General features: G+C 68.4%; 24 protein-coding genes and 1 tRNA gene. 17 read left to right on the top strand and 8 right to left on the bottom strand.

The window, feature by feature from the left end:
• Together OHA18_RS17140 and OHA18_RS17135 are read right to left on the bottom strand one after the other, a co-directional pair.
• A complete protein-coding gene (locus OHA18_RS17140; protein WP_329005103.1) occupies positions 1–462 on the bottom strand; it encodes a RidA family protein in 462 nt (153 codons plus the stop codon).
• On the bottom strand, positions 459–620 hold the full coding sequence (locus OHA18_RS17135; protein ID WP_165553378.1) for a DUF4177 domain-containing protein: 162 nt from the start codon (positions 618–620) through the stop codon (positions 459–461). Before OHA18_RS17135 ends, OHA18_RS17140 begins: the two co-directional genes overlap by 4 nt.
• 214 nt (positions 621–834) lie before the next feature.
• Between OHA18_RS17135 and OHA18_RS17130 the strand changes: the two genes are divergently transcribed.
• The 4 genes from OHA18_RS17130 to OHA18_RS17115 all read left to right on the top strand — a co-directional run bounded on the left by OHA18_RS17130 (position 835) and on the right by OHA18_RS17115 (position 7,897).
• Entirely contained in the window at positions 835–1,785 is a 951-nt protein-coding gene (locus tag OHA18_RS17130) for an ArsA-related P-loop ATPase (RefSeq protein WP_329005102.1), read from the top strand.
• Entirely contained in the window at positions 1,782–2,903 is a 1,122-nt protein-coding gene (locus OHA18_RS17125; protein WP_329005101.1) for an ArsA family ATPase, read from the top strand. The genes OHA18_RS17130 and OHA18_RS17125 overlap by 4 nt, the downstream gene beginning before the upstream one ends.
• Before the next feature lie 103 nt (positions 2,904–3,006).
• Positions 3,007–5,358, top strand: a complete 2,352-nt coding sequence (gene lon, locus OHA18_RS17120) for an endopeptidase La (RefSeq protein WP_329005100.1) — start codon at positions 3,007–3,009, stop codon at positions 5,356–5,358.
• 133 nt (positions 5,359–5,491) lie between these two features.
• A complete protein-coding gene (locus OHA18_RS17115; RefSeq protein WP_329005099.1) occupies positions 5,492–7,897 on the top strand; it encodes a penicillin-binding protein in 2,406 nt (801 codons plus the stop codon).
• 54 nt (positions 7,898–7,951) lie between these two features.
• On the opposite strand, the gene OHA18_RS17110 is transcribed toward OHA18_RS17115, so the two are convergent.
• The 3 genes from OHA18_RS17110 to OHA18_RS17100 form a co-directional block, all read right to left on the bottom strand.
• Complete coding sequence (locus OHA18_RS17110; RefSeq protein ID WP_329005098.1) at positions 7,952–8,386, bottom strand: DUF2690 domain-containing protein; 435 nt, start codon at positions 8,384–8,386, stop codon at positions 7,952–7,954.
• A gap of 328 nt (positions 8,387–8,714) precedes the next feature.
• Complete coding sequence (locus OHA18_RS17105; RefSeq protein WP_329005097.1) at positions 8,715–9,173, bottom strand: DUF2690 domain-containing protein; 459 nt, start codon at positions 9,171–9,173, stop codon at positions 8,715–8,717.
• Between the two features lie 112 nt (positions 9,174–9,285).
• Positions 9,286–9,753 carry a GatB/YqeY domain-containing protein gene (locus OHA18_RS17100; RefSeq protein WP_329005096.1) on the bottom strand — a complete coding sequence of 156 codons (468 nt, stop codon included), beginning with the start codon at positions 9,751–9,753 and terminating at the stop codon, positions 9,286–9,288.
• A 26-nt stretch (positions 9,754–9,779) separates the two neighbouring features.
• Between OHA18_RS17100 and OHA18_RS17095 the strand changes: the two genes are divergently transcribed.
• From OHA18_RS17095 to OHA18_RS17045, 11 genes are all read left to right on the top strand, one after another.
• Entirely contained in the window at positions 9,780–10,730 is a 951-nt protein-coding gene (locus OHA18_RS17095) for a metallophosphoesterase (protein WP_329005095.1), read from the top strand.
• Between the two features lie 9 nt (positions 10,731–10,739).
• Positions 10,740–10,816 (top strand) — tRNA-Pro (locus OHA18_RS17090).
• Between the two features lie 68 nt (positions 10,817–10,884).
• Positions 10,885–12,213, top strand: a complete 1,329-nt coding sequence (locus OHA18_RS17085; RefSeq protein WP_329005093.1) for a J domain-containing protein — start codon at positions 10,885–10,887, stop codon at positions 12,211–12,213.
• Positions 12,214–12,229: 16 nt separating this feature from the next.
• Complete coding sequence (gene lipB / locus OHA18_RS17080; RefSeq protein WP_329005092.1) at positions 12,230–12,850, top strand: lipoyl(octanoyl) transferase LipB; 621 nt, start codon at positions 12,230–12,232, stop codon at positions 12,848–12,850.
• Between the two features lie 9 nt (positions 12,851–12,859).
• Positions 12,860–13,342, top strand: a complete 483-nt coding sequence (locus tag OHA18_RS17075) for a hypothetical protein (RefSeq protein ID WP_329005091.1) — start codon at positions 12,860–12,862, stop codon at positions 13,340–13,342.
• Entirely contained in the window at positions 13,335–14,033 is a 699-nt protein-coding gene (locus tag OHA18_RS17070; RefSeq protein ID WP_329005089.1) for a carbohydrate-binding family 9-like protein, read from the top strand. The genes OHA18_RS17075 and OHA18_RS17070 overlap by 8 nt, the downstream gene beginning before the upstream one ends.
• Before the next feature lie 54 nt (positions 14,034–14,087).
• Positions 14,088–15,020, top strand: a complete 933-nt coding sequence (locus tag OHA18_RS17065) for a hypothetical protein (protein ID WP_329005088.1) — start codon at positions 14,088–14,090, stop codon at positions 15,018–15,020.
• Positions 15,021–15,104: 84 nt separating this feature from the next.
• Positions 15,105–15,863, top strand: a complete 759-nt coding sequence (locus tag OHA18_RS17060) for a CoA transferase subunit A (RefSeq protein ID WP_329005087.1) — start codon at positions 15,105–15,107, stop codon at positions 15,861–15,863.
• Between the two features lie 2 nt (positions 15,864–15,865).
• A complete protein-coding gene (locus OHA18_RS17055) occupies positions 15,866–16,495 on the top strand; it encodes a CoA transferase subunit B (RefSeq protein ID WP_329005086.1) in 630 nt (209 codons plus the stop codon).
• A 63-nt stretch (positions 16,496–16,558) separates the two neighbouring features.
• Complete coding sequence (locus tag OHA18_RS17050) at positions 16,559–17,452, top strand: carbohydrate kinase family protein (protein ID WP_329005085.1); 894 nt, start codon at positions 16,559–16,561, stop codon at positions 17,450–17,452.
• Positions 17,453–17,541: 89 nt separating this feature from the next.
• Positions 17,542–18,429 carry a carbohydrate kinase family protein gene (locus tag OHA18_RS17045; protein WP_329005084.1) on the top strand — a complete coding sequence of 296 codons (888 nt, stop codon included), beginning with the start codon at positions 17,542–17,544 and terminating at the stop codon, positions 18,427–18,429.
• Between the two features lie 185 nt (positions 18,430–18,614).
• Here the strand turns inward: OHA18_RS17045 and OHA18_RS17040 are convergent, their stop codons facing one another.
• Together OHA18_RS17040 and OHA18_RS17035 are read right to left on the bottom strand one after the other, a co-directional pair.
• A complete protein-coding gene (locus OHA18_RS17040; RefSeq protein WP_329005082.1) occupies positions 18,615–19,295 on the bottom strand; it encodes an SDR family NAD(P)-dependent oxidoreductase in 681 nt (226 codons plus the stop codon).
• A gap of 47 nt (positions 19,296–19,342) precedes the next feature.
• Positions 19,343–20,020, bottom strand: coding sequence for an NUDIX hydrolase (locus tag OHA18_RS17035; RefSeq protein WP_329005081.1), 678 nt, complete (start codon positions 20,018–20,020; stop codon positions 19,343–19,345).
• A 79-nt stretch (positions 20,021–20,099) separates the two neighbouring features.
• Here OHA18_RS17035 and OHA18_RS17030 point away from each other — a divergent pair, with 79 nt between their 5' ends.
• Positions 20,100–21,092 (top strand): SPFH domain-containing protein, encoded by a 993-nt coding sequence (locus OHA18_RS17030; RefSeq protein ID WP_329005080.1) that lies wholly within the window; start codon positions 20,100–20,102, stop codon positions 21,090–21,092.
• A gap of 32 nt (positions 21,093–21,124) precedes the next feature.
• On the top strand, positions 21,125–21,964 hold the full coding sequence (locus OHA18_RS17025) for a hypothetical protein (protein WP_329005079.1): 840 nt from the start codon (positions 21,125–21,127) through the stop codon (positions 21,962–21,964).
• Between the two features lie 2 nt (positions 21,965–21,966).
• Here OHA18_RS17025 and OHA18_RS17020 read toward each other — a convergent pair whose 3' ends face one another.
• Positions 21,967–22,713, bottom strand: a complete 747-nt coding sequence (locus OHA18_RS17020) for an SDR family oxidoreductase (RefSeq protein WP_329005078.1) — start codon at positions 22,711–22,713, stop codon at positions 21,967–21,969.
• Between the last annotated feature and the right edge of the window lie 97 nt (positions 22,714–22,810).

The following is a 22,810-nucleotide window of genomic DNA, read 5'->3' as shown; positions in this document are numbered from 1 at the left end:
TCAGCTGACCTCGACGATGAGCTCGACCTCGACGGGTGCGTCCAGCGGGAGGACCGGTACGCCGACCGCGCTGCGAGCGTGCTGCCCCGCCTCGCCGAAGACCGCGCCGAAGAGCTCGGACGCACCGTTCGCGACCTGCGGCTGACCGGTGAAGTCCGGCGTCGACGCGATGAACGCGACCGCCTTCACGATCCGCTTCACGTTCGCCAGGTCGCCGATCTCGGCCTTGACCGCGGCCAGCGCGTTGAGCGCGCACTGCTGGGCGCACTCGCTGGCGATCTCCGGGGTGACGGAGTCGCCGACCTTGCCGGTGGCGATCAGCGTTCCCTCGCGCAGCGGCAGCTGACCGGACGTGTAGACGAGGTCACCGGTCCGGACCGCCGGCACGTACGCCGCGACCGGCTTGGCCACGTCGGGCAGCTTCAGGCCGAGCTCGGCGAGCTTCTCCTCGGGGTGGCTCATTTGTCCTCGATCTCCCGCTTGAAGTAGGCGACCAGGTTCTCCGGGTTGAGGCCCGGGACGACCTGGACCAGCTCCCAGCCGTCCTGGCCGAAGTTGTCCAGGATCTCCTTGGTCGAGTGAACCAGCAGCGGTGCGGTGAAGTACTCGAACTTCTTCATGAAGGGGACTCTAGGGCATGTCTCCCGGCCCCACGCCGTCGCGAGCAGGTGCTCGGTGCGGTGCATCGGCGCGCGGGGGCGAAGGTCTCGATGCGGAGCATCGTGGCCTTTGCACCCGTGCGGCGAGGTGCCGTGCCGAGTGCCGCGCAGTAGGCGTGGGGCCGGGAGACATGCCCTAGCGGTGTGCTGTGGGACACGTCCTACCCTGGGACCTATGGCGCGACTGCACGTGGTCACCGGTAAGGGGGGCACCGGTAAGACAACCGTTGCGGCCGCTATGGCGCTTGCCCTGGCCGAGGAGGGGAAGCGGATCCTCCTGGTCGAGGTCGAAGGGCGCCAGGGGCTCGCTCAGCTCTTCGACGTACCTCCGCTCCCGTACGTCGAACGCCGGATCGCGCAAGGCCCGGCCGGCGGGGAGGTGTTCGCGCTGGCCGTGGACGCCGAGGCTGCGCTGCTGGAGTACCTCGACATGTACTACCACCTCGGCCGCGCCGGGAAGGCGCTCGAGAAGGTCGGCGCGATCGACTTCGTCACCACGATCGCGCCGGGGCTCCGCGACGTACTGCTCACCGGCAAGGTCTACGAGGCGACCCGTCGCAAGGCGCACGGGAGGCTCGCGTACGACGCGGTGGTGCTGGATGCCCCGCCGACCGGGCGGATCGGCCCGTTCCTGAACGTGAACCACGAGGTGGCCGGGCTGGCCAAGGTCGGGCCGATCCGCAACCAGGCGGACGCGATCATGGGCATGCTGCGTTCGGATGTGACGCGGATCCATCTGGTCACGCTGCTCGAGGAGATGCCGGTCCAGGAGACGCTGGACGCGGCCGAGCAGCTGGAGGCGCTGGACCTGCGCGTCGGGTCGATCGTGGTGAACATGGTCCGCAACAGCCCGCTCGACGACGACGCACTTGCCCTTGCGGTGAAGGAGAAACTACCCACCGCCGAGCTGACCAGGGGCCTGAGGGCGGCCGGGATCACGATCGGCGACGACCTGGTCGAGACGCTCGCGTCCGAGGCGCACGACCACGCCATCCGGGTCGGGCTGGAACGCGAGAACCGCGACCGAATAGATGCCCTAGGCAAGAAAGTTGTCGAGCTGGAGCTGCAGCCCGAGGGCATCGACCACGGCGCCCTGTTCGACCTGGCCGAGGAGCTGCGCCGATGACGGAGCTTGATCTGGATGCGCTGATCGACGATCCGGAGACGCGGATCGTCATCACCTGCGGCGCCGGTGGGGTCGGCAAGACGACCACGGCGGCGGCGCTGGGGCTGCGCGCGGCGGAGCGCGGGCGGAAGGTCGTCGTACTGACGATCGATCCGGCGCGGCGGCTGGCGCAGTCGCTCGGCCTGACCGAGCTGGACAACACACCGCGTGCGGTGGCCGAGGTGGACGTCGCGAACGGCGGCCGGCTGGACGCGATGATGCTCGACATGAAGCGGACGTTCGACGACGTCGTACTGCAGCACGCGACGCCGGACAAGGCGGAGCAGATCCTCGCGAATCCCTTCTACCAGGCGCTTTCCTCGTCGTTCGCGGGCACGCAGGAGTACATGGCGATGGAGAAGCTCGGGCAGCTGCACAAGCAGGCCGAGCAGTCCGGCGACTGGGACCTGATCATCGTCGACACCCCGCCGTCGCGGTCCGCGCTGGACTTCCTGGACGCGCCGGAGCGGCTGGCTTCGCTGCTCGAGGGCCGTTTCCTGCGGTTGCTGCTGGCGCCGGCGCGCGGGCCGTTCAAGCTCATGTCGGCCGGGGTGAACATGGCGATGTCGGTCCTCAACAGGGTGCTCGGCGCGCAGGTGCTGACCGACGTACAAACGTTTGTCGCTGCGTTCGACACATTGTTCGGCGGGTTCCGGCAGCGGGCCGAGCAGACGGTCGCGCTGCTGCGGGAGCCGCACACCTCATTCCTCGTGGTGGCCGCCCCGCAGAACGACGCCCTGCGCGAGGCGTCGTACTTCGCCGAGCGGTTGCGGGCGGAGGGAATGCCGCTGGCCGGCGTCGTGCTGAACCGGGTGACGAACACGCAGGCCCCGGAACTGTCGGCGGAGCGGTCACTCGCTGCAGCCGAGAAGCTCGAGGAAGCGGACAAGTCGCCGCTGACGGCCGCGGTACTGCGGTTGCACGCGGACAAGATGCAACAGGTCGTGGGCGACCACCGCCGCGCCGACCGCTTCCGCCGCGGCCACCGTGCGATCCGGACGGTCGAGGTGCCCGCGCTCGCGGACGACGTCCACGACCTGATCGGCCTGCGCCAGATCGGCGATCTGCTGACCGCATGATTACTTGATTTCACCGTCAGCGAACACCCGAAGGCCCCGGGAATGACCTGGTGGCGCCAACGGTTGAGCCTGTCAGACTCAACTTGGAAAAGGGTGTGACAGCGTGACCGATACGTTGAATCTTCCGGTACTGCCGCTGGACGACGTCGTGGTCCTGCCGGGAATGGTCGTGCCGGTCCGACTCGCCGACAGCGAGGCCCGGGCGGCGATCGATGCCGCGCAGGCTGCGGGCCAGGACCAGGTCCTCCTGGTGCCACGACTGGACGGAAAATATGCCAAGGCCGGAACGCTCGGTGAGATCGAGCAGATCGGCCGGCTGCCGGGCGGTGCCCAGGCGGCTGTGATCCGCGGGACCCAGCGGGTCCGCATCGGCGCCGGGACCACCGGCCCGGGTGCGGCGCTCTGGGTGGGCGCGACGGTGATGCACGAGATCACCGACGACCGCTCCGTCGACCTGGCCCGCGAGTACAAGACCCTGACGACCTCCGTGCTGCAGCGTCGCGGCGCGTACCAGGTCATCGACTCCATCAAGCAGGTGGACGACCCGTCCGAGCTGTCCGACCTGGCCGGCTACGCGTCGTACCTGAACAACGAGCAGAAGTCCTGGCTGGTCGAGAACGCGAACGTGTCCGAGCGGCTGGAGAAGCTGATCGGCTGGGTGAAGGACCACCTCGCCGAGCTCGAGGTCTCCGAGACGATCCAGAAGGACGTCCAGGAGGGCATGGAGAAGCAGCAGCGGGAGTTCCTGCTGCGCCAGCAGATGGCCGCGATCCGCAAGGAGCTGGCCGAGCTGGACGGCAAGGCCGAGTCCGAGGAAGAGGACTACCGGGCCCGCGTCGAGGCGGCCGACCTGCCGGAGCACGTCCGCAAGGCCGCGCTGTCCGAGGTCGACAAGCTGGAGCGGACCGCCGAGCAGTCCCCCGAGGTCGGCTGGATCCGGACCTGGCTGGACACCGTCCTCGAGCTGCCGTGGAACGAGCGGACCGAGGACAGTTACGACATCCGCGAGGCGCGGGCCGTGCTGGACGCGGACCACGCCGGGCTGGATGACGTGAAGCAGCGCATCACCGAGTACCTGGCCGTACGGCGTCGCCGCGCGGACCGTGGTCTCGGAGTGGTCGGTGGACGCCGCAGTGGCGCCGTACTGGCCCTGGTCGGTCCTCCTGGTGTGGGTAAGACCTCGCTGGGTGAGTCCGTGGCGCGTGCGATGGGCCGGAAGTTCGTCCGGGTCGCCCTGGGTGGTGTGCGGGACGAGGCCGAGATCCGCGGTCACCGGCGGACGTATGTCGGTGCGCTGCCGGGCCGGATCGTCCGGGCCATCACCGAGGCGGGTTCGATGAACCCCGTCGTACTGCTGGACGAGATCGACAAGGTGGGTGCGGACTACCGGGGCGACCCGACGGCCGCCCTGCTGGAGGTCCTGGACCCGGCGCAGAACCACACCTTCCGGGACCACTACCTGGAGGTCGAGCTGGACCTGTCCGACGTGGTCTTCCTGGCCACGGCGAACGTGCTGGACTCCATCCCGGCGCCGCTGCTGGACCGGATGGAGCTGGTGCAGCTGGACGGGTACACCGAGGACGAGAAGGTCATCATCGCCCGTGACCACCTGCTCCCGCGTCAGCTGGAGCGGGCGGGCCTGACGGCGGACGAGGTGGCGATCGAGGACTCGGCGCTGCGGGTGCTGGCGGGTGAGTACACCCGGGAGGCCGGCGTACGGCAGCTGGAGCGGTCGATCTCCCGCGTACTGCGGAAGGTGACGGCGAAGCTCGCCCTGGGCGAGGATCTGGGCAACCTGACGATCGGTGGGACCGATCTGAAGGAGTACCTGGGTTCGCCGAAGTTCACTCCGGAGTCCGTGGAACGTACGGCGCTGCCGGGTGTGGCCACTGGACTGGCTGTGACCGGTGCGGGTGGTGACGTGCTCTTCGTGGAGGCGTCGCTGGCCGACAAGGAGACCGGCCCGACCGGAGTCACGTTGACCGGGCAGCTGGGTGACGTGATGAAGGAGTCGGCGCAGATCGCCCTGTCGTACCTGCGCTCGCACGGCGCGGAGCTGGGGCTGCCGGTCGGCGATCTGGCCGAGCGGAACGCCCACATCCACGTGCCGGCCGGTGCCGTCCCGAAGGACGGACCGTCGGCGGGTGTGACGATGACAACGGCGCTGGCGTCGCTGCTGTCCGGACGGCCGGTCCGTTCGGAGGTCGCGATGACCGGTGAGGTGTCCCTGACCGGACGGGTGCTCCCGATCGGTGGCGTGAAGCAGAAGCTGCTCGCCGCACACCGGGCCGGGCTGACCACGATCCTGATCCCGAAGCGGAACGAGCCTGACCTGGAGGACGTGCCGGCATCCGTGCTCGCGGAGCTGACCGTTCACCCGGTGAGCGACGTCCGTGAGGTGCTGGAGCTGGCCCTGGAGCCGGCCGAGGTACAGGCACACCAGTACGCCGCCTGACGGCGGAATCGTTGGAGGGCCCGAGCAATCTGCTCGGGCCCTCCTCCTTTTGGATGAACTTTGTCCAGCCAGTGTGACCGAAGTCATAAGCGCAGCGGTAACCCAAACAGGCGATCCCGTAGTCTCTATAACCATGCGCGTGAGGGAGAAGGGTGATCGTGGAGTCGTCCAATCGGTGGTTCTGTTCCTGGGGGTGAGCGTGCTGTCGGGGGCCTTGGCCGCCGGTCTCGCGATTCCCTTCGCCGGCCTCGCCGGGTTCACCACACAACAGACTTCCAACACCCTCCAGGACCTGCCGCAACAGTTCGACGAGGTGCCACTGAAGCAGAAGAGCACCATCCTCGCGGCCGACGGTTCCGTGATCGCGACGCTGGCCGAGCAGAACCGGGTGCCGGTCAAGCTGGCCCAGGTCGCGCCGATCATGCAGAAGGCGATCGTCGCGATCGAGGACGACCGGTTCTACGAGCACGGCGCGCTCGACCTCAAGGGCACGCTGCGCGCGCTGCTGCAGAACCAGTCCGCCGGCTCCGTGCAGCAGGGTGGTTCGAGCATCACCCAGCAGTACGTGAAGATCAGCCTGGTCGAGAAGGCGAAGACGCCGGAGGAGGTCGCGGCCGCGACCGCCGACAACTACCAGCGCAAGGTCGCCGAGCTGCGGTACGCGATCGCGGTCGAGAAGCAGTACTCGAAGCAGGAGATCCTGGAGAAGTACCTCAACCTGGCCAACTTCGGTGACGGCGCGTGGGGTATCCAGGCCGCCGCGCAGCACTACTTCTCGGTGAACGCCTCCCAGCTGACGCTGCCGCAGGCCGCGATGCTGGCCGGCCTGGTGAAGAACCCGACCGGCTACGACCCGACCAACAACGCCAAGCGGGCCAAGGACCGCCGCGACGTGGTCATCAAGCGGATGCTCGAGCTGCACGTCATCTCGGTCGCCCAGGCGAACTCGGCACTGAAAACCCCGGTCATCGACCTGACCAAGGTCCGCTCGAACAAGCTCGGCTGCGGCAACGGGCCGTACCCGTTCTACTGCGAGTATGTCGTCTCCGAGCTCGAGAACAACACGGCGCTCGGGAAGACGAAGACCGACCGCGCGAACTACCTGAAGACCGCCGGCCTGACGATCCGGACGTCGCTCGACCCGAAGATCCAGGCGGACGCACAGCGCTCGATCGACACCCACTCCAAGCCGACCGACCAGGCGATCGCGGCGATCACGATCGTCGAGCCGGGCACCGGCCTGGTGAAGGCGATGGCGCAGAGCCGCAAGTACGGCAGCAAGCGCGGGCAGACGGCGTACAACTACAACGCCCCGAAGACCTACCCGGGCGGGTACGGCGGATTCCAGAACGGCTCGACGATGAAGGCGTTCACGATCGCGGCCGCGATCCAGAAGGGCATCCCGCTCACCTACAAGATCAACTCGCCCAGCCCGCTACCGCTGGGCGGCACGAAGTTCAGCACCTGCAACGGCACGGTGAAGACGCCCGACGGCTACTCGCCGAAGAACTCGACGCAGAACGTCGCGGATCCGACCATGATCCAGGCCGCCCAGAAGTCGACCAACACCTACTTCCTGCAGCTCTCGCAGCGGACCGGCCTCTGCCCGATCGCCAAGATCGCGGCCTCCCTCGGCATGTACGACGCTCAGTCGCTCGGACCGCTCGACCAGGTCCCGTCGATGACGCTGGGCGTCGGCTACATCACCCCGCTCCAACTGTCGAGCGCGTACGCCGCCTTCGCCGCGCGCGGCATGTACTGCAGCCCGTGGGTCGTGACCTCGGTGAAGGACTCTGCCGGCAAGTCGCTCAACAACCGTGGCGCGGACTGCAAGCAGGCGCTGGCCCCGGAGGTCGCCGACGGCGTGAACGCGGTCCTGCATCAGGTGATGGAGCCTAACGGCACCGGCGGCAAGCTCAAGTTCGGCAACAGCGACCTGGCCGGCAAGACCGGAACGATCCAGGAGGCGAAGGCCGTCTGGTACGCCGGCTACTCGACAAGGCTCGCCGCGGCCGCGACGGTGGCTGACGCTTCGTTGCCGTACAAGCCTCTGCAGGGCCAGACCCTGAACGGCCACGGCATCCACGACCCGACAGGGTCCGGCACCGCCGGTCCGATCTGGGAGGCCGCGATGAAGGCCGCCCTGCAGGGTTACCCGACCACGCATTTCGTCGCGCCGTCCGACAAGATCCAGCGCGGTGACGTGAAGAGCCTCCCGTTCGTCAACGGCATGAACCCCGACGACGCCGCGAACAAGCTTCGCCAGGCCGGCTTCGACGTCGCGATCGCCTCCGGCACAGTCAACTCCGAAGAAACCGCCGGCACCGTCGCCTACACCGACCCCCGCCAACGCGACGGCGCCCCCGACGGCTCCCTGGTCACGATCTACGTCTCCAACGGCAGCAAGAAGGGCCAGCCCGAGAAGCCGGGCACGCCGACGAACACCACCAAACCCCCGGGCAGCCCAACCACCATCAACCCCAACTGCCCACCCTGGAACCCGAAGTACCCCAACTGCGGCGGCCGAGGCCACGGCTAGTCCGCGACAGGGGCGCACCTCGCGGTGCGCCCCTGTCCGGATCGGCTCGGCGACTCAGCGGAAGACCCAAGCGGTCATTGCGTCGTTCTCGTCGCTCACCCGATCGTCCCAGACAGCGCGGAAGTACCACCCCCGGGCAAACATATTCGTCCACTCCGTCGGTTCGCCGACGTCGAATTCGATTGACAAGCGGGCCTGGACGATTTTGTCGCTCCTGGCCCGCTCGATCGTGAGATAGATCGGCCAGAAGTGCGGCGCCTGGTTGTCCCACGCCCAGGCGGCGTTGCAGGCCGGCGAGTAGCGGACCTCCAGCCCGCTGGAGGCCGGTTGAGAAATCACGCGCTGATCTGCAGTACAGCCCATGGCGACCGGGCCTTTGTTGTAGCACGTTTCCGCGTAACAGCCGACGGCGTACGCGCTTGGAACACCGAGCGCGAAGACGGCTGTGAGCATCACCGCACCGGCGAGGAGCACCTTCAGGAATCGCATCATTCACCTCACAGAACGTGGATAGAACTTGCTCAGCGGAAGACCCGGTCCGTGTATTCGTCGACTTGGATCGGGTCGTTGTAGACGCCCCGGAAGTACCAACCTTTCGGAACATGTTCATCCAGTCGGATGCTTCGTCAGGACACAGCTGCTGTGACAGCCTGCCCTGCACGATCCGGTCGCTGCGCGCCCGCTCAAGATCGATCGAAACACAGTGGTCTCACGAGGAATCCGTGAATCCGATCGCCCAGACTGCCTGACACGCAGGCGAGTAATAGACATGGACGGTGTAGCCGGTATCGGGCGGACAGAAAGACTGGTCAGATAGTCACAACGTGGTGATTTTGCAGCCGGAGTCGTAGCCTGCCGCGAATGCGCAGAATCTTTCCCAGGGATATGCCTGCGAGATCATCTTGGTCCAGGCCTGCCCGTCGGGCACCGAGGTGTACACGAGCTTCGTGACCGGGCTGCCGTTGGCGTCGTAGACGCCGCCTGCGATGTAGGCGTAAGCGCCGTCACCGCCCTCGGACTGGTTCCTGCGGATGCGCGTCCAGAACGCGTGGCAGGTCGGCGACCATCTGAGCTCTGCGAGATACAGGTTGTACGTGGTCAGCAGGTCCAGCTTCGTGACGGCGTCGTTCGCGCAGCCGGTGGTTTCGGGGTCCAAGCCGTTGCACGCGGCATACGTGCACGGCGCGGCCGAGGCCGGTGCCGTACCGAGAATCGAACCGGCCGTGACGGCCACACTGGCAATGACGGCGGAAATGATCTTTCGGCGGTATGACATTGGTCCCCCTCGTCTGCATCGGGGCGATGCATCCACAAGAAAAGGTAGGGACCGGCCGTTGACTCAGCAACGACTCCAGAGGAAATTGCAGGTTGTTGCAGAAGTGGTTTACTCAGGCGCCCAGTTGGCGTTTTACTTCGGCGGAGACGGTGGAGCCGTCGGCTTTGCCCTTGACCTTGGGTTGGAGGGCGCCCATGACCTTGCCGATGCCTCGGGGGCCCAGGTCGGCGGCGCCGGTAGCGGCGATGGTTTCGGTGACCAGGGCTTTGATCTCGTCCTCGGTGAGTTGTTCGGGAAGGTACTCGGCGAGGATGTCCGCCTCGGCCTGTTCCTTGTCGGCGAGTTCGGGGCGGTCGGCCTCGCGGTAGGCGATCACGGACTCGCGGCGCTTCTTCGCCTCGGAGCTGAGGACGTCGACGATCTCGGTGTCGCTGAGCTCGCGGGCCTCCTTGCCGGCCACCTCCGCCTTGGTGACCGCGGTGAGCGCCATCCGCAGGGTCGACTTGCGGATCTCGTCGCGCGCCTTCAGGGCGGCGGTCATGTCGTCGTGCAGGCGCTGCTTCATTCCGGAGTTGGACATACCTGAGATTGTGGCAGGCTGGTGAAATGAGTATCGCCCGGACCGCCCTGAAGACTACGGCCGTTGTCGGCGCCGTGGGCGCCGCCTGCGTCGCCTACGCGGCCGGCATCGAGGTGCGCTGGTTCACGCTGCGCAGAGTCACGGTCCCGGTGCTGCCGGAGGGAAGCGCCCCGCTGAAGGTTCTGCATCTGTCCGACCTGCACCTGTGGCCGACCCAGGAGCGCAAGATCCGCTGGGTGAACGACCTCGCCGCGCTCGGGCCGGACCTGATCGTGAACACCGGCGACAACCTCTCGCACGAGGATTCGGTCCGCCCGCTGCTCCGTGCGTACGGCGATCTGCTCGACCTTCCCGGTGTGTTCGTGTTCGGCTCCAACGACTACTGGAAGCCGCACTTCAAGAACCCGGGCAAGTACTTGCTGCCGGCCCACAAGCAGCGCCACAAGCCGCACGGCCCGGACCTGCCGTACGAGGAGATGCGCCGCGCGTTCAGCGGCGCCGGCTGGACCGACCTGAACAACGCCAAGGCCACCCTCAAGGTCAACGGCCTGCGGCTGGACTTCGCCGGCACCGACGACCCGCACATCAAGCGCGACCGGTACGACGAGGTCGCGGGCGAGATCGATCCGACGGCGGACCTGTCCATCGGCGTCACACACGCGCCGTACCAACGGATCCTGAACGGGTTCGTCGGCGACGGCTATCCACTGGTCCTGGCCGGTCACACGCACGGCGGCCAGCTGGCAGTGCCGTTGTACGGCGCGCTGGTGACCAACTGCGACCTCGACACGTCCCGGGTGAAGGGCCTGTCCACCTGGGGGTACGACGGGCGCCAGGCGGCGCTGCATGTGTCGGCCGGCCTCGGTACGTCGCCGTACGCGCCGGTGCGGTTCGCCTGCCGGCCGGAGGCGACGCTGCTCACCCTCGTCCCGCGAATTAACCCGATTTCGTCCGGGCGCTCGGCCCATGTAAGCTAACCGCGACTTCGGGCTGTGGCGCAGCTTGGTAGCGCGCTTCGTTCGGGACGAAGAGGTCGCAGGTTCAAATCCTGTCAGCCCGACCAACACTCAGGGCCAGTCACTTCGGTGACTGGCCCTGAGTGCGTCACGGACCTTTCGTGGAGGTGCTGGGGTGTCCGACCACTACGAGGTGCTGAACGTCGAGCGAACCGCCACGACGGCGGAGATCAAGTCGGCGTACCGGCGCCTGGTCCGTCAGGTCCACCCGGACCAGGGCGGCAACGCGGCGCTGTTCCGGCTCGTGCAGGAAGCCTGGACGACGCTGGGCGACCCGGCCAAGCGGGCCGCGTACGACCGCAACCTCGCTGCCGCGAGCGCACCGCCTGAACCGCCCCGCTACGAACCACCGCGACGCGAACCACCGCGACAGGACCCGCCGCGGTACGAGCCCGACCCACCGCCGTACGAACCACCGCCTTACGACCCGTACGCCGGCGACGCATCAGCGGCCGAACCACCACCAGTACGCGAGACGACGCCGGCCCAGCCGTCGAGTGGGCTCCGGGTCGTGCCGCGGTTCGGGCGCTGGCGGATCGTGGGGACCGTCGTGTTGTTCGCGTGGCTGGTCGCGGTGGTCGGACCCATCGTGGCGACCGCCATCAGCAGTCCGAAGGACCTGCCCTACGGCATCCCGCTACTCTGCCTGGGCCTGGCCGCGTTGCCGCGACAGTGGCGTCGCCGGGTCCCGCTCCAGCGTTTCCTCAGCCGGATCGGCATCCTGGTCGCGATCGCGTTCCTCGTGACGATCGTGGTGGCCAACTCGAAGATGGACACCAACGTGCGCATCGTGCTGTACGTGGCGTTCGGCGGCTTCGTGCTGGTCCGCCTGGTCACCTGGCGGTGGTCGGTCGCACGCGAGCTGGACCAGGCGATCGACAACTACACGGCGTACGACGCCAACGTCTGGGGCCGCCCCGGTGAGCCGCTGGTCGACGACGGACGCACGCCCATGCTCCCGCCCAGTGAGGTACTGCGGACGCGCCGGGCCGCCCATCTCCTCGAAGGCGTGGTGATGGGTCTGCCGGCCGCGAAGCTGGTCCACGGCCCCCGGATCGGCGGGCTGAGCGTCGACCACCTGGTGATGGCGGGCTCCCGCGTCGCTGTGGTCACGTCGATCGTCGCACCGCCCGGGATGTACTCGATCGACGTCTACGGCTCCGTCCTGCGCGACGGTCGGCCCTTCGGCGGCGACACGACCCTCAGCAACGCGATCAACGCCTGGCAGGGCTACCTCAAACGAGCCGAGGTCCGCGGCTTCCTCGTCGTACTCCCGGCGTCCGACGGCCAGCTGGGCATCGCCACAGCGTCGAACCATGACGCGCCCATCACCTGCCTGTCCGACCCCGCCGAGCTCGCCACCTGGCTGCAGCCGGGAGGCAACGTCCTCGACCGCCGGCTCCTGTACGACGTCCTGTACCGCGCGCCCGTCGCTCAGGCGTGAACCTAAGCTGGACAGCATGCAGCGGGTTGAGCTGGATGAGGTGGAGTACGACGTCGCCGCGAAGGACATGCGCGGCTGGGTCGAGGAGCGGATCGAAGGCAAGGCCGAGGATCGCCTGTTCCTGCTGAGTCATCCGCCGGTGATCACCTACGGGCCGCGGACGTCGCCGGACGATCTGCCCGCGGGTACGCCGGCCGTCGCGGTGGATCGCGGCGGCTTCGCGACGTACCACGGACCCGGCCAGCTGGTCGGATACCTGGTGATCGATCTGAAGCAGCGCGGTCCGGTCGACATCGTGCGCTGGGTCGAGAACGGCCTGATCGACGCGCTCGGCGCGCTCGGCTTCCCGCTGGTACGCCGGGACACGCCGAAGGGCGCCAGCAGCCTGGTCGGGGTCTGGACCGAGGACGGGCGGAAGCTGTGCTCGATCGGGATGCGGATCCGGCGCGGCGTGACCAGTCACGGCTTCTCGGTCAACGTCGATCCCGACATGACCGTGTTTCACACGTTCACGAGTTGCGGGCTGCACGATGTCACGATGACCTCGCTGGCCGAGCTCGCGGCCGAACGCGGCGTACCCACTCCGGCCGGCGCCGAGGTGCGCGACGCGATCGCGAACTCCCTGGGAGCCCGATAGCCTTCGGGAATGAGCCACGACGACGACCGGATGCCGGACGATCTGGAAGCCGTTCTGGAGGCTGCCGACGAGGAGGACGAGGCGGAAAGCCGCGCGGGACGGTACGACGCCCCGCCGCTGCCGCCGGCGCTGATCCTCGCCGTCGTGGGTCTGCTGTGCGGGTTCGCGACGATCGCGCTGGTGTGGCTGAGTGAGCGCAGCTGCGACCGGTTCCGCGACACCACGAACTGCGGTGCGCTCGGGCTCCCGCTGCTGGTGCTGATCGTGGTCGTCACGATGGTGCTCGGCGGCCTCGCCCTCAGCCGGCTGGCCATGCCGCACCCGAAACTCATCCCGTTCCTCGGGGTCGCGTTCATGGTGGCGCTCGTCGTGGCGTTCCTGACCGGTCACCTGGACTCGCCGTGGATCCTCGCCGTCGTACCGGCGCTGACCGCCATCACCTTCCTGCTCGCCAATCTCGTCGCCCGACTGCTGGAGCGTGCCGATGCCTGACCTGCCCGTCTACGAGTGCCCGCGGACCGCCACCACCCCGAACCTCGACGGCACCCTGACCGACCCCGCCTGGGAGGCGGCGCCCTGGACCACCGACTTCGTCCCCATCCACGACGGCCCCGCGCCGCGGTTCCGGACCCGGGCGAAGCTGATGTACGACGACGAGTACCTGTACGTCGGCGGCCTGCTCGAGGAACCGCACCTCTGGTCGACGATGACCGAGAAGAACAGCAAGCTCTTCCACGAGAACAACTTCGAACTGTTCCTCGACCCGGACGGCGACGGGCTGAACTACTACGAGTTCGAGATCAACCCGCTCGGCACGATCTGGGAGCTGACGCTGCCGAAGCCGTACGTCGACGGCGGCGTACCGATCGACCCGACGAACCTGCCCGGTCTGCGGACCGCGATCCACCTCGACGGCACGGTCAACGACCCCTCCGACACCGACACCGCGTGGTCGGTGGAGCTCGCCGTACCGTGGGCCGACCTCAAGTCGTACAACGCGGGCCGGGCGACGCCGCCGAACCCGGGTGACGAGTGGCGGATGAACCTGATGCGGTGCGAATGGCCGCACGAAGTGGTCGACGGCGCGTACGTGAAGGGCGAGCAACTCGAGTTCTGGGTCTGGTCGCCGCAGCACATCGAGGACATGCACCGGCCGGACCGCTGGGGCGTACTCCGTTTCTGACTGCTTGTGACCCCTGTGACCTGGCGTTAACAGGGCCGCGCAACAATGAGGTACGTGAACTTGGGGGGCTCCGGAGAACCACACAGTCTGGAAGCGGACCAGGTCGTCAGCGCGATCGAACGCGCCTGTGAGAGCGACCTGCGGACCGCCCTCCGGCTCGTTGCGCGCTACTCGGCGTACTGGTGGTCGCACGGGCTCCAGGACGAGGCAGCGGCGGCGGCCGAGCGGGTCCTCAGCATGCTCGGCCGGACCGTACCGGTGGGCCTGCACGAGGAGTACCTGCTCGCCGTCATCCACGGCGCCGCGTCGGCCGAGCAGGAGCAGGTGGAGCTGGCGCAGCAGGTCGTACTGACGACCACGGGCCCGTTCCGGTACTCCGTGACCGTGCTGCTGTGGTCGATCGTGTTCGGACCGTTCGAGCCGGCGGCCGTGGTCGAGGACGTGCTGAAGCGCAACGAGAGCGGTGACGCGTGGGCACGGGCCGCCGTCGAGCTGTGCCGGGGCTATCCGGGTCTGACCACCTCTGCGCCGGATGACGCGGCGCAGGCGTTGCGTACGGCGCTGGGCCGCTTCCGGATGCTCGAGGACCGCTGGGGCATGTTCTTGGCCCTCTGCGCGCTCCGCCACGTCGTTGACGAGCCGCTGGACATCACCACGGAGGCGTTGGAGCTCGCGGAGCACCTGTGTCTTGCTGAGGAGACCGCGCAGCTGCTGTGCGACCGCGCCGACCTCTACCGGCGGCTGGGGAAGCTGGAGGACGCCAGCGCGGACTACAGCCGTGCCCTGTCCATCGGTGAGCACGCAGACCTGACGGAGACCGTCGCGGTGGCACGGCTGGGGCTGGCACGCACCGCCCGGCACTCCGGCAACGTTCCGGCTGCCCGCACGCACCTCTCGGCTGTCCTCACGCTGCCCAACCTCGAGGACGCCCATTTCGAGGCCCTGCATGAGCTGCGCGCGCTGAACGCCTCCGAAGCCTCCGCCTAGGTGTGGTGCCAGCCACATCGCGGCGGGCGGTGCGGCTGGTTAGAGTCGGGAGCGAATCCGGCACCGACTGCAACGGAGCAGCTGATGGACAAGACGTACGGGTCGCCGCAGGAAGCGGTGGCGGACATCGGGGACGGGGCGAGCCTTGCGGTCGGGGGCTTCGGGTTGTGCGGCAATCCGATGCAGCTGATCACCGCTCTGCACGACAAGGGGGTGAGCGGGCTCAGCGTGGTGTCGAACAACTGCGGCGTCGACGACTGGGGCCTGGGCATCCTGCTCGCGGACAAGCGGATCGCCAAGATGACCTCGTCGTACGTCGGGGAGAACAAGGAATTCGCCCGGCAGTTCCTGTCCGGGGAGCTGGAGGTCGAGCTGACCCCGCAGGGCACGCTGGCGGAGAAACTGCGCGCGGGTGGCTGCGGGATCGCCGCGTTCTACACGCTGGCCGGTGTCGGCACGCAGGTCGCCGATGGCGGGCTGCCGCAGAAGTACAACGCCGACGGCTCGGTCGCGAAGGCCTCGGAGCCGAAGGAGACGCGGGAGATCAACGGCACGACGTACGTACTGGAGGACTCGATCACCACCGACTTCGGCCTCGTGCACGCACTCAAGGGCGACACCCACGGCAACCTGGTCTTCGACCGCAGCGCGCGCAACTTCAACCCGCTGGCCGCGATGGCCGGCCGGGTCACGATCGCCTCGGTCGAGGAGCTCGTCCAGCCTGGTGAGCTGGACCCGGACTCCATCCACCTGCCCGGTGTCTACGTACAGCGGGTTGTTGCTGTCGGCAAGGATATCGAGAAGCGGATCGAGAAGCTGACCGTGCAGAAGAAGGAGGCCTGAGCATGCCACTCACCCGTGAGCAGATGGCGGCCCGGGCGGCCGCGGAGCTGGACGACGGCTCGTACGTGAACCTCGGTATCGGCCTGCCGACCCTGGTCCCGAACTACATCCCGGCCGGCGTCACCGTGGTCCTGCAGTCCGAGAACGGCATCCTCGGCGTCGGGCCGTACCCGGTCGCGGGCGACGAGGACCCGGACCTGATCAACGCCGGCAAGGAGACCGTCACGACCCTGCCCGGGGCGTCGTTCTTCGACTCCTCGCTGTCGTTCGGGATGATCCGCGGCGGCGCGATCGACGCGGCCATCCTCGGCGCCATGCAGGTCTCGGCCAAGGGCGACCTGTCGAACTGGATGATCCCCGGCAAGATGGTCAAGGGCATGGGCGGGGCGATGGACCTCGTGCACGGCGCCAAGCGGGTGATCGTGCTGATGGAACACGTCGCCAAGGACGGTTCGCACAAGATCCTCGAGGAGTGCGACCTGCCGTACACCGGCCGCGGCGTGGTGAACCGGATCATCACCGACCTCGCCGTCCTGGACATCACCGACGACGGCCTGCAACTGGTCGAACTCGCCGACGGCGTCACCTTCGACGAACTCCAGGCCAAGACCGGCGCCCCGATCAAGCAATAAGTTGCCGTCTCGCGCCTCGAAAACCAGGTGCGACGGCTGCCCGCGGCCGGATATACGAGACGGATGGATTTGGACATTCTCGTGATCGGCGGCATCGGGATCGACACGATCGTGCGGGTGCCGTCGCTCCCGCTGCCCGAGGTGGAGACGATCAGGCCCGAGCCGATCGAGTCGTACGTCGCACATACCGGACACGGCGTCGCCCTGGGGTCTCAACTGCTGGGTTTGCGGGCAGCGCTCGCCGACGTGATCGGAGACGACCCCGAGGGCGACCGGATCCGGCGGCTGTACGACGACCTCCGCCTCCCGTTGCACACCACGATCCACCCCAGCGGGACCCGCCGGTCGGTCAACCTCGTCGCGCCGGACGGGCAACGCCTGTCGCTGTACGACGCACGGCACCCGGCCGGGCTGCGGGTCGCCCCGGAGCTCTGGCGGGAGAACGTCGCACGGGCGCGGCACGTGCACGTCTCGATCATGGACTTCGCCCGGCACGCACTGCCCGACGCGCTGGCGGCAGGCTGCACCATCTCCACCGACCTGCACGACTGGGACGGCCGAAACGAGTTCCACAAGGACTTCGCGACCACGGCCGACATCGTGTTCGTCTCGATGAGCACCCTGCCGCCCGACGCCGTCGACTGGATCTTCGCCAACGGCCGGGCCAAGGTAGTGGTGGCCATGGCCGGCGCCGACGGCAGCTATCTGCATGTCAGGGACCAGGCCCCACAGCATCTTCCGGCCGTCGACCTTCCCGAGCGCCCCGTGGTCGACAGCAACGGCGCGGGCGACGCCTACGTCGCGGCGTTCCTCGCCAAGCACCTCGACGGCGACACCTGGTCCAACGCCGCCGTCGCCGGATCGGTCGCGGGCGCCTGGGCCTGCGGTTCCCCCGGCACGCACACCAACCTCATCACGGCCGAGGAACTAGCGGCTCGAACCAGAACGATCGGATGAAGCGGTTCCGCGGCTGACCGGTTTGCGTTCAGCTCCTGAAAGACACCTGTCATCCCCGCCGAAAGTCGGGTATGACGGGACGCGTGGAAGTGGATGTGCTGGTAATCGGTGGAGTGGGGATCGACACGATCGTGCGGGTGCCGAGCCTCCCGTTGGCGGATGTGGAAACGATCGCGGTCGATCCGGTCGAGTCGTACCTGGCGCACACCGGGCACGGTGTCGCGCTCGGCTGCCACCTGCTCGGGCTCAACGCCGGGCTGGTGGACGTGATCGGCGACGACCCCGAGGGCGCCCGCATCCGGCGGACGTACCAGGAGCTGGGCCTCCCGCTGCGCGTCGCGCTGCACCCGAGCGGCACCCGGCGGTCGGTCAACCTGGTCAGCCCGGACGGCCGGCGGCTCTCGCTGTACGACGGACGCCACCCGGCCGGCCTGCGCGTCGACCCGGGCCTGTGGCGACCGGTCCTGCGGCTGGCGCAGCACGTCCACGTCTCGATCATGGATTTCGCCCGCGACGCTCTCGGCGACGCGATCGCCGCCGACCGCTCGATCTCCACCGACCTGCACGACTGGGACGGCCGCAACGATCACCACAAGGACTTCGCGACCGCGTCGGACATCGTCTTCGTCTCCACCAGCGCCCTGCCGCCCGACGGGATCGACTGGATCCTTGCCAACGGCCGCGCCGAGGTCGTGGTCGCGATGGCCGGCGCGGACGGCAGCTACCTGCACGTCCGCGGCGAACCGGTCCGGCACTTCCCCGCGATCGCCTTCCCCGACCGACCCGTCGTCGACACCAACGGCGCCGGCGATGCGTACGTCGCCGCGTTCCTGGCCCGCTACCTCGACGGCGCCCCCTGGACCGACGCCGCCCGAGCCGGCACCATCGCCGGCGCCTGGGCCTGCGGCTCCCCCGGCACCCGCACCAACCTCATCACCGCCGAAGAACTAGCCGTCCGAAGCAGACCGCCCCGATGATGCTGGACGCGTCACGCCCAACCACCAGCCGCTCCGCAGAGGCCGCCCCCAGTCGTGTGGATCGGCTCGTCCCCCTCCCGCCGAGTCGTGAAAATCGGCTCTGAAAATCTGCCGCGATCCACGACTCGGGGTTTGGGGCAGCAGCCAATCGCCACGACTCGGCGGAGGGCACCGCAGCGACCTGATCACGGCCGGGGAGCTGGCTGTTCGAAGTGGAAGGCGCTTATGAAGCAGTCGCGGGGTTGGTTGATGGCGAAGAGCACGCAGTCGACGACGGAGTCGGCGGTGAGGTCGGCGGCGGCTTGGCGGGGGCCGGTTTGGACGAAGTCTGGTGGGAAGAGGGAGATCACTCGGATTCCCTCCGGGCGTAGACGCTCGGACAAGATCTCGGCGTAGCCGGCCTGGGCGCGTTTTGCGGCGTAGAAGGCTGCGTGGGCTTCTGAGCGGTGCTGACCGGTCTCGCCGGCGGCCGAGATCAGATTGACGATGTCGGGGCGGTCTGAGGCTCGGAGGAGCGGGAGCAGTCGCTCGGTCAACAGGATGGTGCCGGTTGCCGCTCCGGCCATCGTGTCGGTGATGTCTTCCGGGGTCGCCTGAGCACCGAGGTACCGCGCGCCGCTGTTGACGAGGACGTCGAGGCGGTCGACGGGTAGCTGCTCGATCGACGCCGGGTCGGAGAGGTCGAGTACGGCGGCAGTCGCCGTACCGCCCGCTGCATGGATCAGCGCGACCGTCCCCTCGGCGGCGGACCGGGTACGAGCGGTTGCGAGCACGTGGGCACCACCAGCGGCAAATGCGAGGGCAAGCTTCCGCCCGGTGTCACGCCCAGCTCCGGTGATCAGGACGTGTCGTCCGGCGAATGTCATGGGCGTCAGGCAAGCACCTCAAGCCGACTCGAGGTCAAGGCGAGCGGTCAGGAGCGGGTCATGGGGGGATGGAGGGTTGTGGCGGTGCCGCGGTGGAATAGTTGGGCGGGGCGGCCGCCGTCGCGGGTTGTGGTGGTGCCGGCGGGTTCGACGAAGTCGGTGGTCTTGGTGACCTTGCGGTGGAAGTTGCGTGGGTCGAGCGGAGTACCCCAGACCGCCTCGTAGATCCCGCGCAGCTCGGAGATCGTGAACTCCGGCGGGCAGAACGCGGTCGCGAGCGGCGAGTACTCGAGCTTGGCGCGGGCCCGCTCCACCCCGTCCGCGAGGATCCGGTGATGGTCGAACGCCAGCCGCCCGGCGTCGACGTCGGCGACATCGACCCAGTTCGCCGATGCTGCGTCCGATCCGGCCACTGGCGCGGGCAGGTCCGGGACCAGGGCCAGGTACGCGACGCTGACCACCCGGCCGCGCGGGTCGCGATCAGGAGCGCCGTACGTCGCGACCTGCTCGAGGTGGATGCGCTCCGAGGACAGCCCGGTCTCCTCCGCGAGCTCGCGGCGCGCGGTCGTCTCCAGGTCCTCGTCCGGCCGCACGAACCCACCGGGCAGCGCCCAGCGACCCTGGTACGGCGCGATGCCGCGCCGGATCAGCAGCACCTGGAGGCGACCGTCGCGCACCGTCAGGATGACCAGATCGGTGGCCAGGCCGAGCGGTTCGAAATCCATGGAACCCACTCTAATCGTCATCTTGACGAGAAGTCATCCCGACCCTTATCGTCATTGTGACGACAAGGAGAACGAAGAGATGGCAGACATCACCCGGTTCCGCTTCATCAGCCACCTGCGAGCGAACCCCACCACCCACGTGCGGCACCTGCGCAACGGCAAGGTCGCGCACGACGGCGCCGGCCAGGCGTTCTGGTTCCGGGCGCTGAACTCGTCGCTGAGCGAGATCCCGATCGACGACCGCGAGCAGCCGCTGCTGTTCCACGGCCGCACGCAGGACTTCCAGGACGTCGCCGTGCAGGCGAGCGTGACGTACCGCGTCACCGATCCGGCGCTGGCCTCGAGCCGCCTCGACTTCGGGATCGACCCCGACACCGGGCTCTGGCGAGCCACCCCGCTGGAGCAGCTCGGCGGTCTGCTGACCGAGCTCGCACAGCAAACCGCGCTTGACCTGCTGGCCCGGATGACGCTCACCGAAGCGCTGTCCGAGGGCATGACGTCGCTGCGTCAGGCGGTCGGCGTCGGGCTGCGTGAGGATCAGCGCCTGACCGGGCTCGGCATCGGCGTCGAGGATGTCCGCGTGGTCGCGGTCCGGGCCGAGCGTGACGTCGAGAAGGCGCTGCAGACTCCCACGCGCGAGATGGTGCAGCAGGCCGCGGACAAGGCGACGTACGAGCGTCGCGCGATGGCGGTCGAGCGCGAGCGGTCGATCGCGGAGAACGAACTGCAGAACCAGATCGAGCTCGCCCGGCGCGAGGAGCAACTGGTCAACCAGCGCGGTCAGAACGAGCGTCTGCGGGCCACCGAGGCCGTGGCGGCCGAGGCGATCACGACCGAGGCGGCGGCCAGCCAGCAGCGGACGCTGAGCCAGGCCGAGGCCGACGCCAAGCGGGTCATCGGCGCGGCGGAGGCGGCCGCGGAGAAGGCACTGCTGGATGCGTACGCCGAGCTGGACCAGGGGACGATCCTGGCGATGGCGATCAAGCAGGGAGCCCTGCCGGAGATCGGCACGCTGAACCTGACGCCGGATCTGATCACCCCGCTGCTGACGAAGTTGACCGAAACCCGATGAGCCTTCCACCTAGGGCGGTGATCGTGCATCGGGTGACCGAGCTGACCGAGTTGGTTGCCCGGCACGGGACACGGCAGCAGGCCGGGTTCTTCCTCGCCGGGCGCGGGCGAGACCTGGCCGAGCTCGACGCGCGGCACCAGGCGCAGCAGGACGCGCTCGCCACGGTGTCGGCGGCGATCCCGCTGGACTGGCGCCGGACTGTTGCCGAACGCAACGATCTTGACCGGTTCGGGTTCGGGCCGGAGGACGTGGTGATCGCGGTCGGTCAGGACGGTCTGGTCGCCAACGTCGCGAAGTACCTGGACGGGCAGCCGGTGATCGGCATCAACCCCGAGCCGGCCCGCAACCCCGGCGTACTCGTGCCGCACGAACCGGACGCGATCGCGGATCTGCTCGTCACCCGGACGGTCGCCGAGCGGACGATGGTTGCCGCGAGCACCGATGACGGTCAGCAACTCGTGGCGCTGAACGAGGTGTACGTCGGCCACCGTACGCACCAGTCCGCGCGGTACCGCCTGAGCTCGCCGGACGGCCTGCCCGAGCGGCAGTCGTCGTCCGGGATTTTGGTCGGCACCGGGACCGGATCGACCGGCTGGTGCCGATCGGCCTGGCAGGAACGGCGCAGTCCGCTCGGGCTGCCCGCGCCGACGGATCCCATGCTGTGCTGGTTCGTACGCGAGGCCTGGCCGTCGCCGGCGACCGGCACCGACGTCACCGAAGGGTTGCTCAAGGCACCGGATTCGCTGACGATCACGGCCGAGTCCGACCTGGTCGTCTTCGGCGACGGCATCGAGTCCGACACTCTCGCGGTGACCTGGGGCCAACGGGTCGAGATCGGCGTGGCCGCGGTGAAACTACACCTCGTGGTCTGAGGCTAGATCTCCTTCGACGGTTGGATGATCAGGTGCGGGAGGTTCACGTCGCGGGGGCGGTTGACGACGTACGCGACGAGCTCGGCGACTTCACTCACCGGTACGGCGGGGAGGCTGCTGCGGAGGTCGTCGACCATCGATCGCAGGTCGGCGGGGAAGCTGTCGGCCAGTTCGGTCCCGTCGATCATGCCGGGTTCGAGGTTGGTCACCCGGATGCCCTCACCGGCGAGCTCGGCGCGCAGCGTCCGGGTCAGGTGGGTGACGCCCGCCTTCGAGGCGCCGTACGCTGCCATGCCCGGGTTGAATCGGCCGGCGGCCAGCGAGGACACGTTGATCAGGTCGGTCGTCCGGGTCGTGGCCGCCCTGCGCAAGGCCGGCAGGAACGCGTGCGTGACGGTGATGACCCCGGTGAGATTGACCTCGACGGTACGACGCCAGTCGCCGACCGGACCGTCCGCGAACGGGACCACCGACATCAGCCCGGCGTTGTTCACCAGCAGGTCGAGGTCCCCGAAACGTTCCTGCACCAGGGCCGCCGCCTCCGCCACGGACTCCTCGGAGGTGACATCCGCCGGTACGACGAGCGCCGTACCGCCGGCCTCGGCGATCTCCGCCGCGACCTTCTCGAGGCGGTCACGGCGGCGCGCGAGCAGTGCGACGGATGCGCCATCGGCGGCGAGACGGGTGGCGATGGCGGCGCCGATTCCGCTGGCGGCGCCGGTGACGAGTGCGATGCGTGAAGTACTCATGGCTCCACAGTCCGCCGGACCGGGCCGGCTCAGAAGATCCGCTTCGACCGTAGGTCTGGCAGTACTACCCAGTCGTTTGATTCTGCCGGGGATACTG

The sequence above is a fragment of the Kribbella sp. NBC_00709 genome (genome assembly GCF_036226565.1).
Lineage (GTDB): Bacteria > Actinomycetota > Actinomycetes > Propionibacteriales > Kribbellaceae > Kribbella.
The sequence above is the reverse complement of the archived record's forward strand: the minus strand, read 5'-3'. Positions and strand labels throughout refer to the sequence as shown.

Excerpts from the sequence above, each read along its gene's own strand:
- OHA18_RS17140 (WP_329005103.1), bottom strand. The coding sequence starts at position 462 with ATGAGCCACCCCGAGGAGAAGCTCGCCGAGCTCGGCCTGAAGCTGCCC.
- OHA18_RS17135 (WP_165553378.1), bottom strand. The coding sequence starts at position 620 with ATGAAGAAGTTCGAGTACTTCACCGCACCGCTGCTGGTTCACTCGACC.
- OHA18_RS17130 (WP_329005102.1), top strand. The coding sequence starts at position 835 with ATGGCGCGACTGCACGTGGTCACCGGTAAGGGGGGCACCGGTAAGACA.
- OHA18_RS17125 (WP_329005101.1), top strand. The coding sequence starts at position 1,782 with ATGACGGAGCTTGATCTGGATGCGCTGATCGACGATCCGGAGACGCGG.
- OHA18_RS17115 (WP_329005099.1), top strand. The coding sequence starts at position 5,492 with ATGCGCGTGAGGGAGAAGGGTGATCGTGGAGTCGTCCAATCGGTGGTT.
- OHA18_RS17110 (WP_329005098.1), bottom strand. The coding sequence starts at position 8,386 with ATGCGATTCCTGAAGGTGCTCCTCGCCGGTGCGGTGATGCTCACAGCC.
- OHA18_RS17105 (WP_329005097.1), bottom strand. The coding sequence starts at position 9,173 with ATGTCATACCGCCGAAAGATCATTTCCGCCGTCATTGCCAGTGTGGCC.
- OHA18_RS17100 (WP_329005096.1), bottom strand. The coding sequence starts at position 9,753 with ATGTCCAACTCCGGAATGAAGCAGCGCCTGCACGACGACATGACCGCC.
- OHA18_RS17095 (WP_329005095.1), top strand. The coding sequence starts at position 9,780 with ATGAGTATCGCCCGGACCGCCCTGAAGACTACGGCCGTTGTCGGCGCC.
- lipB (WP_329005092.1), top strand. The coding sequence starts at position 12,230 with ATGCAGCGGGTTGAGCTGGATGAGGTGGAGTACGACGTCGCCGCGAAG.
- OHA18_RS17075 (WP_329005091.1), top strand. The coding sequence starts at position 12,860 with ATGAGCCACGACGACGACCGGATGCCGGACGATCTGGAAGCCGTTCTG.
- OHA18_RS17070 (WP_329005089.1), top strand. The coding sequence starts at position 13,335 with ATGCCTGACCTGCCCGTCTACGAGTGCCCGCGGACCGCCACCACCCCG.
- OHA18_RS17060 (WP_329005087.1), top strand. The coding sequence starts at position 15,105 with ATGGACAAGACGTACGGGTCGCCGCAGGAAGCGGTGGCGGACATCGGG.
- OHA18_RS17055 (WP_329005086.1), top strand. The coding sequence starts at position 15,866 with ATGCCACTCACCCGTGAGCAGATGGCGGCCCGGGCGGCCGCGGAGCTG.
- OHA18_RS17050 (WP_329005085.1), top strand. The coding sequence starts at position 16,559 with ATGGATTTGGACATTCTCGTGATCGGCGGCATCGGGATCGACACGATC.
- OHA18_RS17040 (WP_329005082.1), bottom strand. The coding sequence starts at position 19,295 with ATGACATTCGCCGGACGACACGTCCTGATCACCGGAGCTGGGCGTGAC.
- OHA18_RS17035 (WP_329005081.1), bottom strand. The coding sequence starts at position 20,020 with ATGGATTTCGAACCGCTCGGCCTGGCCACCGATCTGGTCATCCTGACG.
- OHA18_RS17030 (WP_329005080.1), top strand. The coding sequence starts at position 20,100 with ATGGCAGACATCACCCGGTTCCGCTTCATCAGCCACCTGCGAGCGAAC.
- OHA18_RS17020 (WP_329005078.1), bottom strand. The coding sequence starts at position 22,713 with ATGAGTACTTCACGCATCGCACTCGTCACCGGCGCCGCCAGCGGAATC.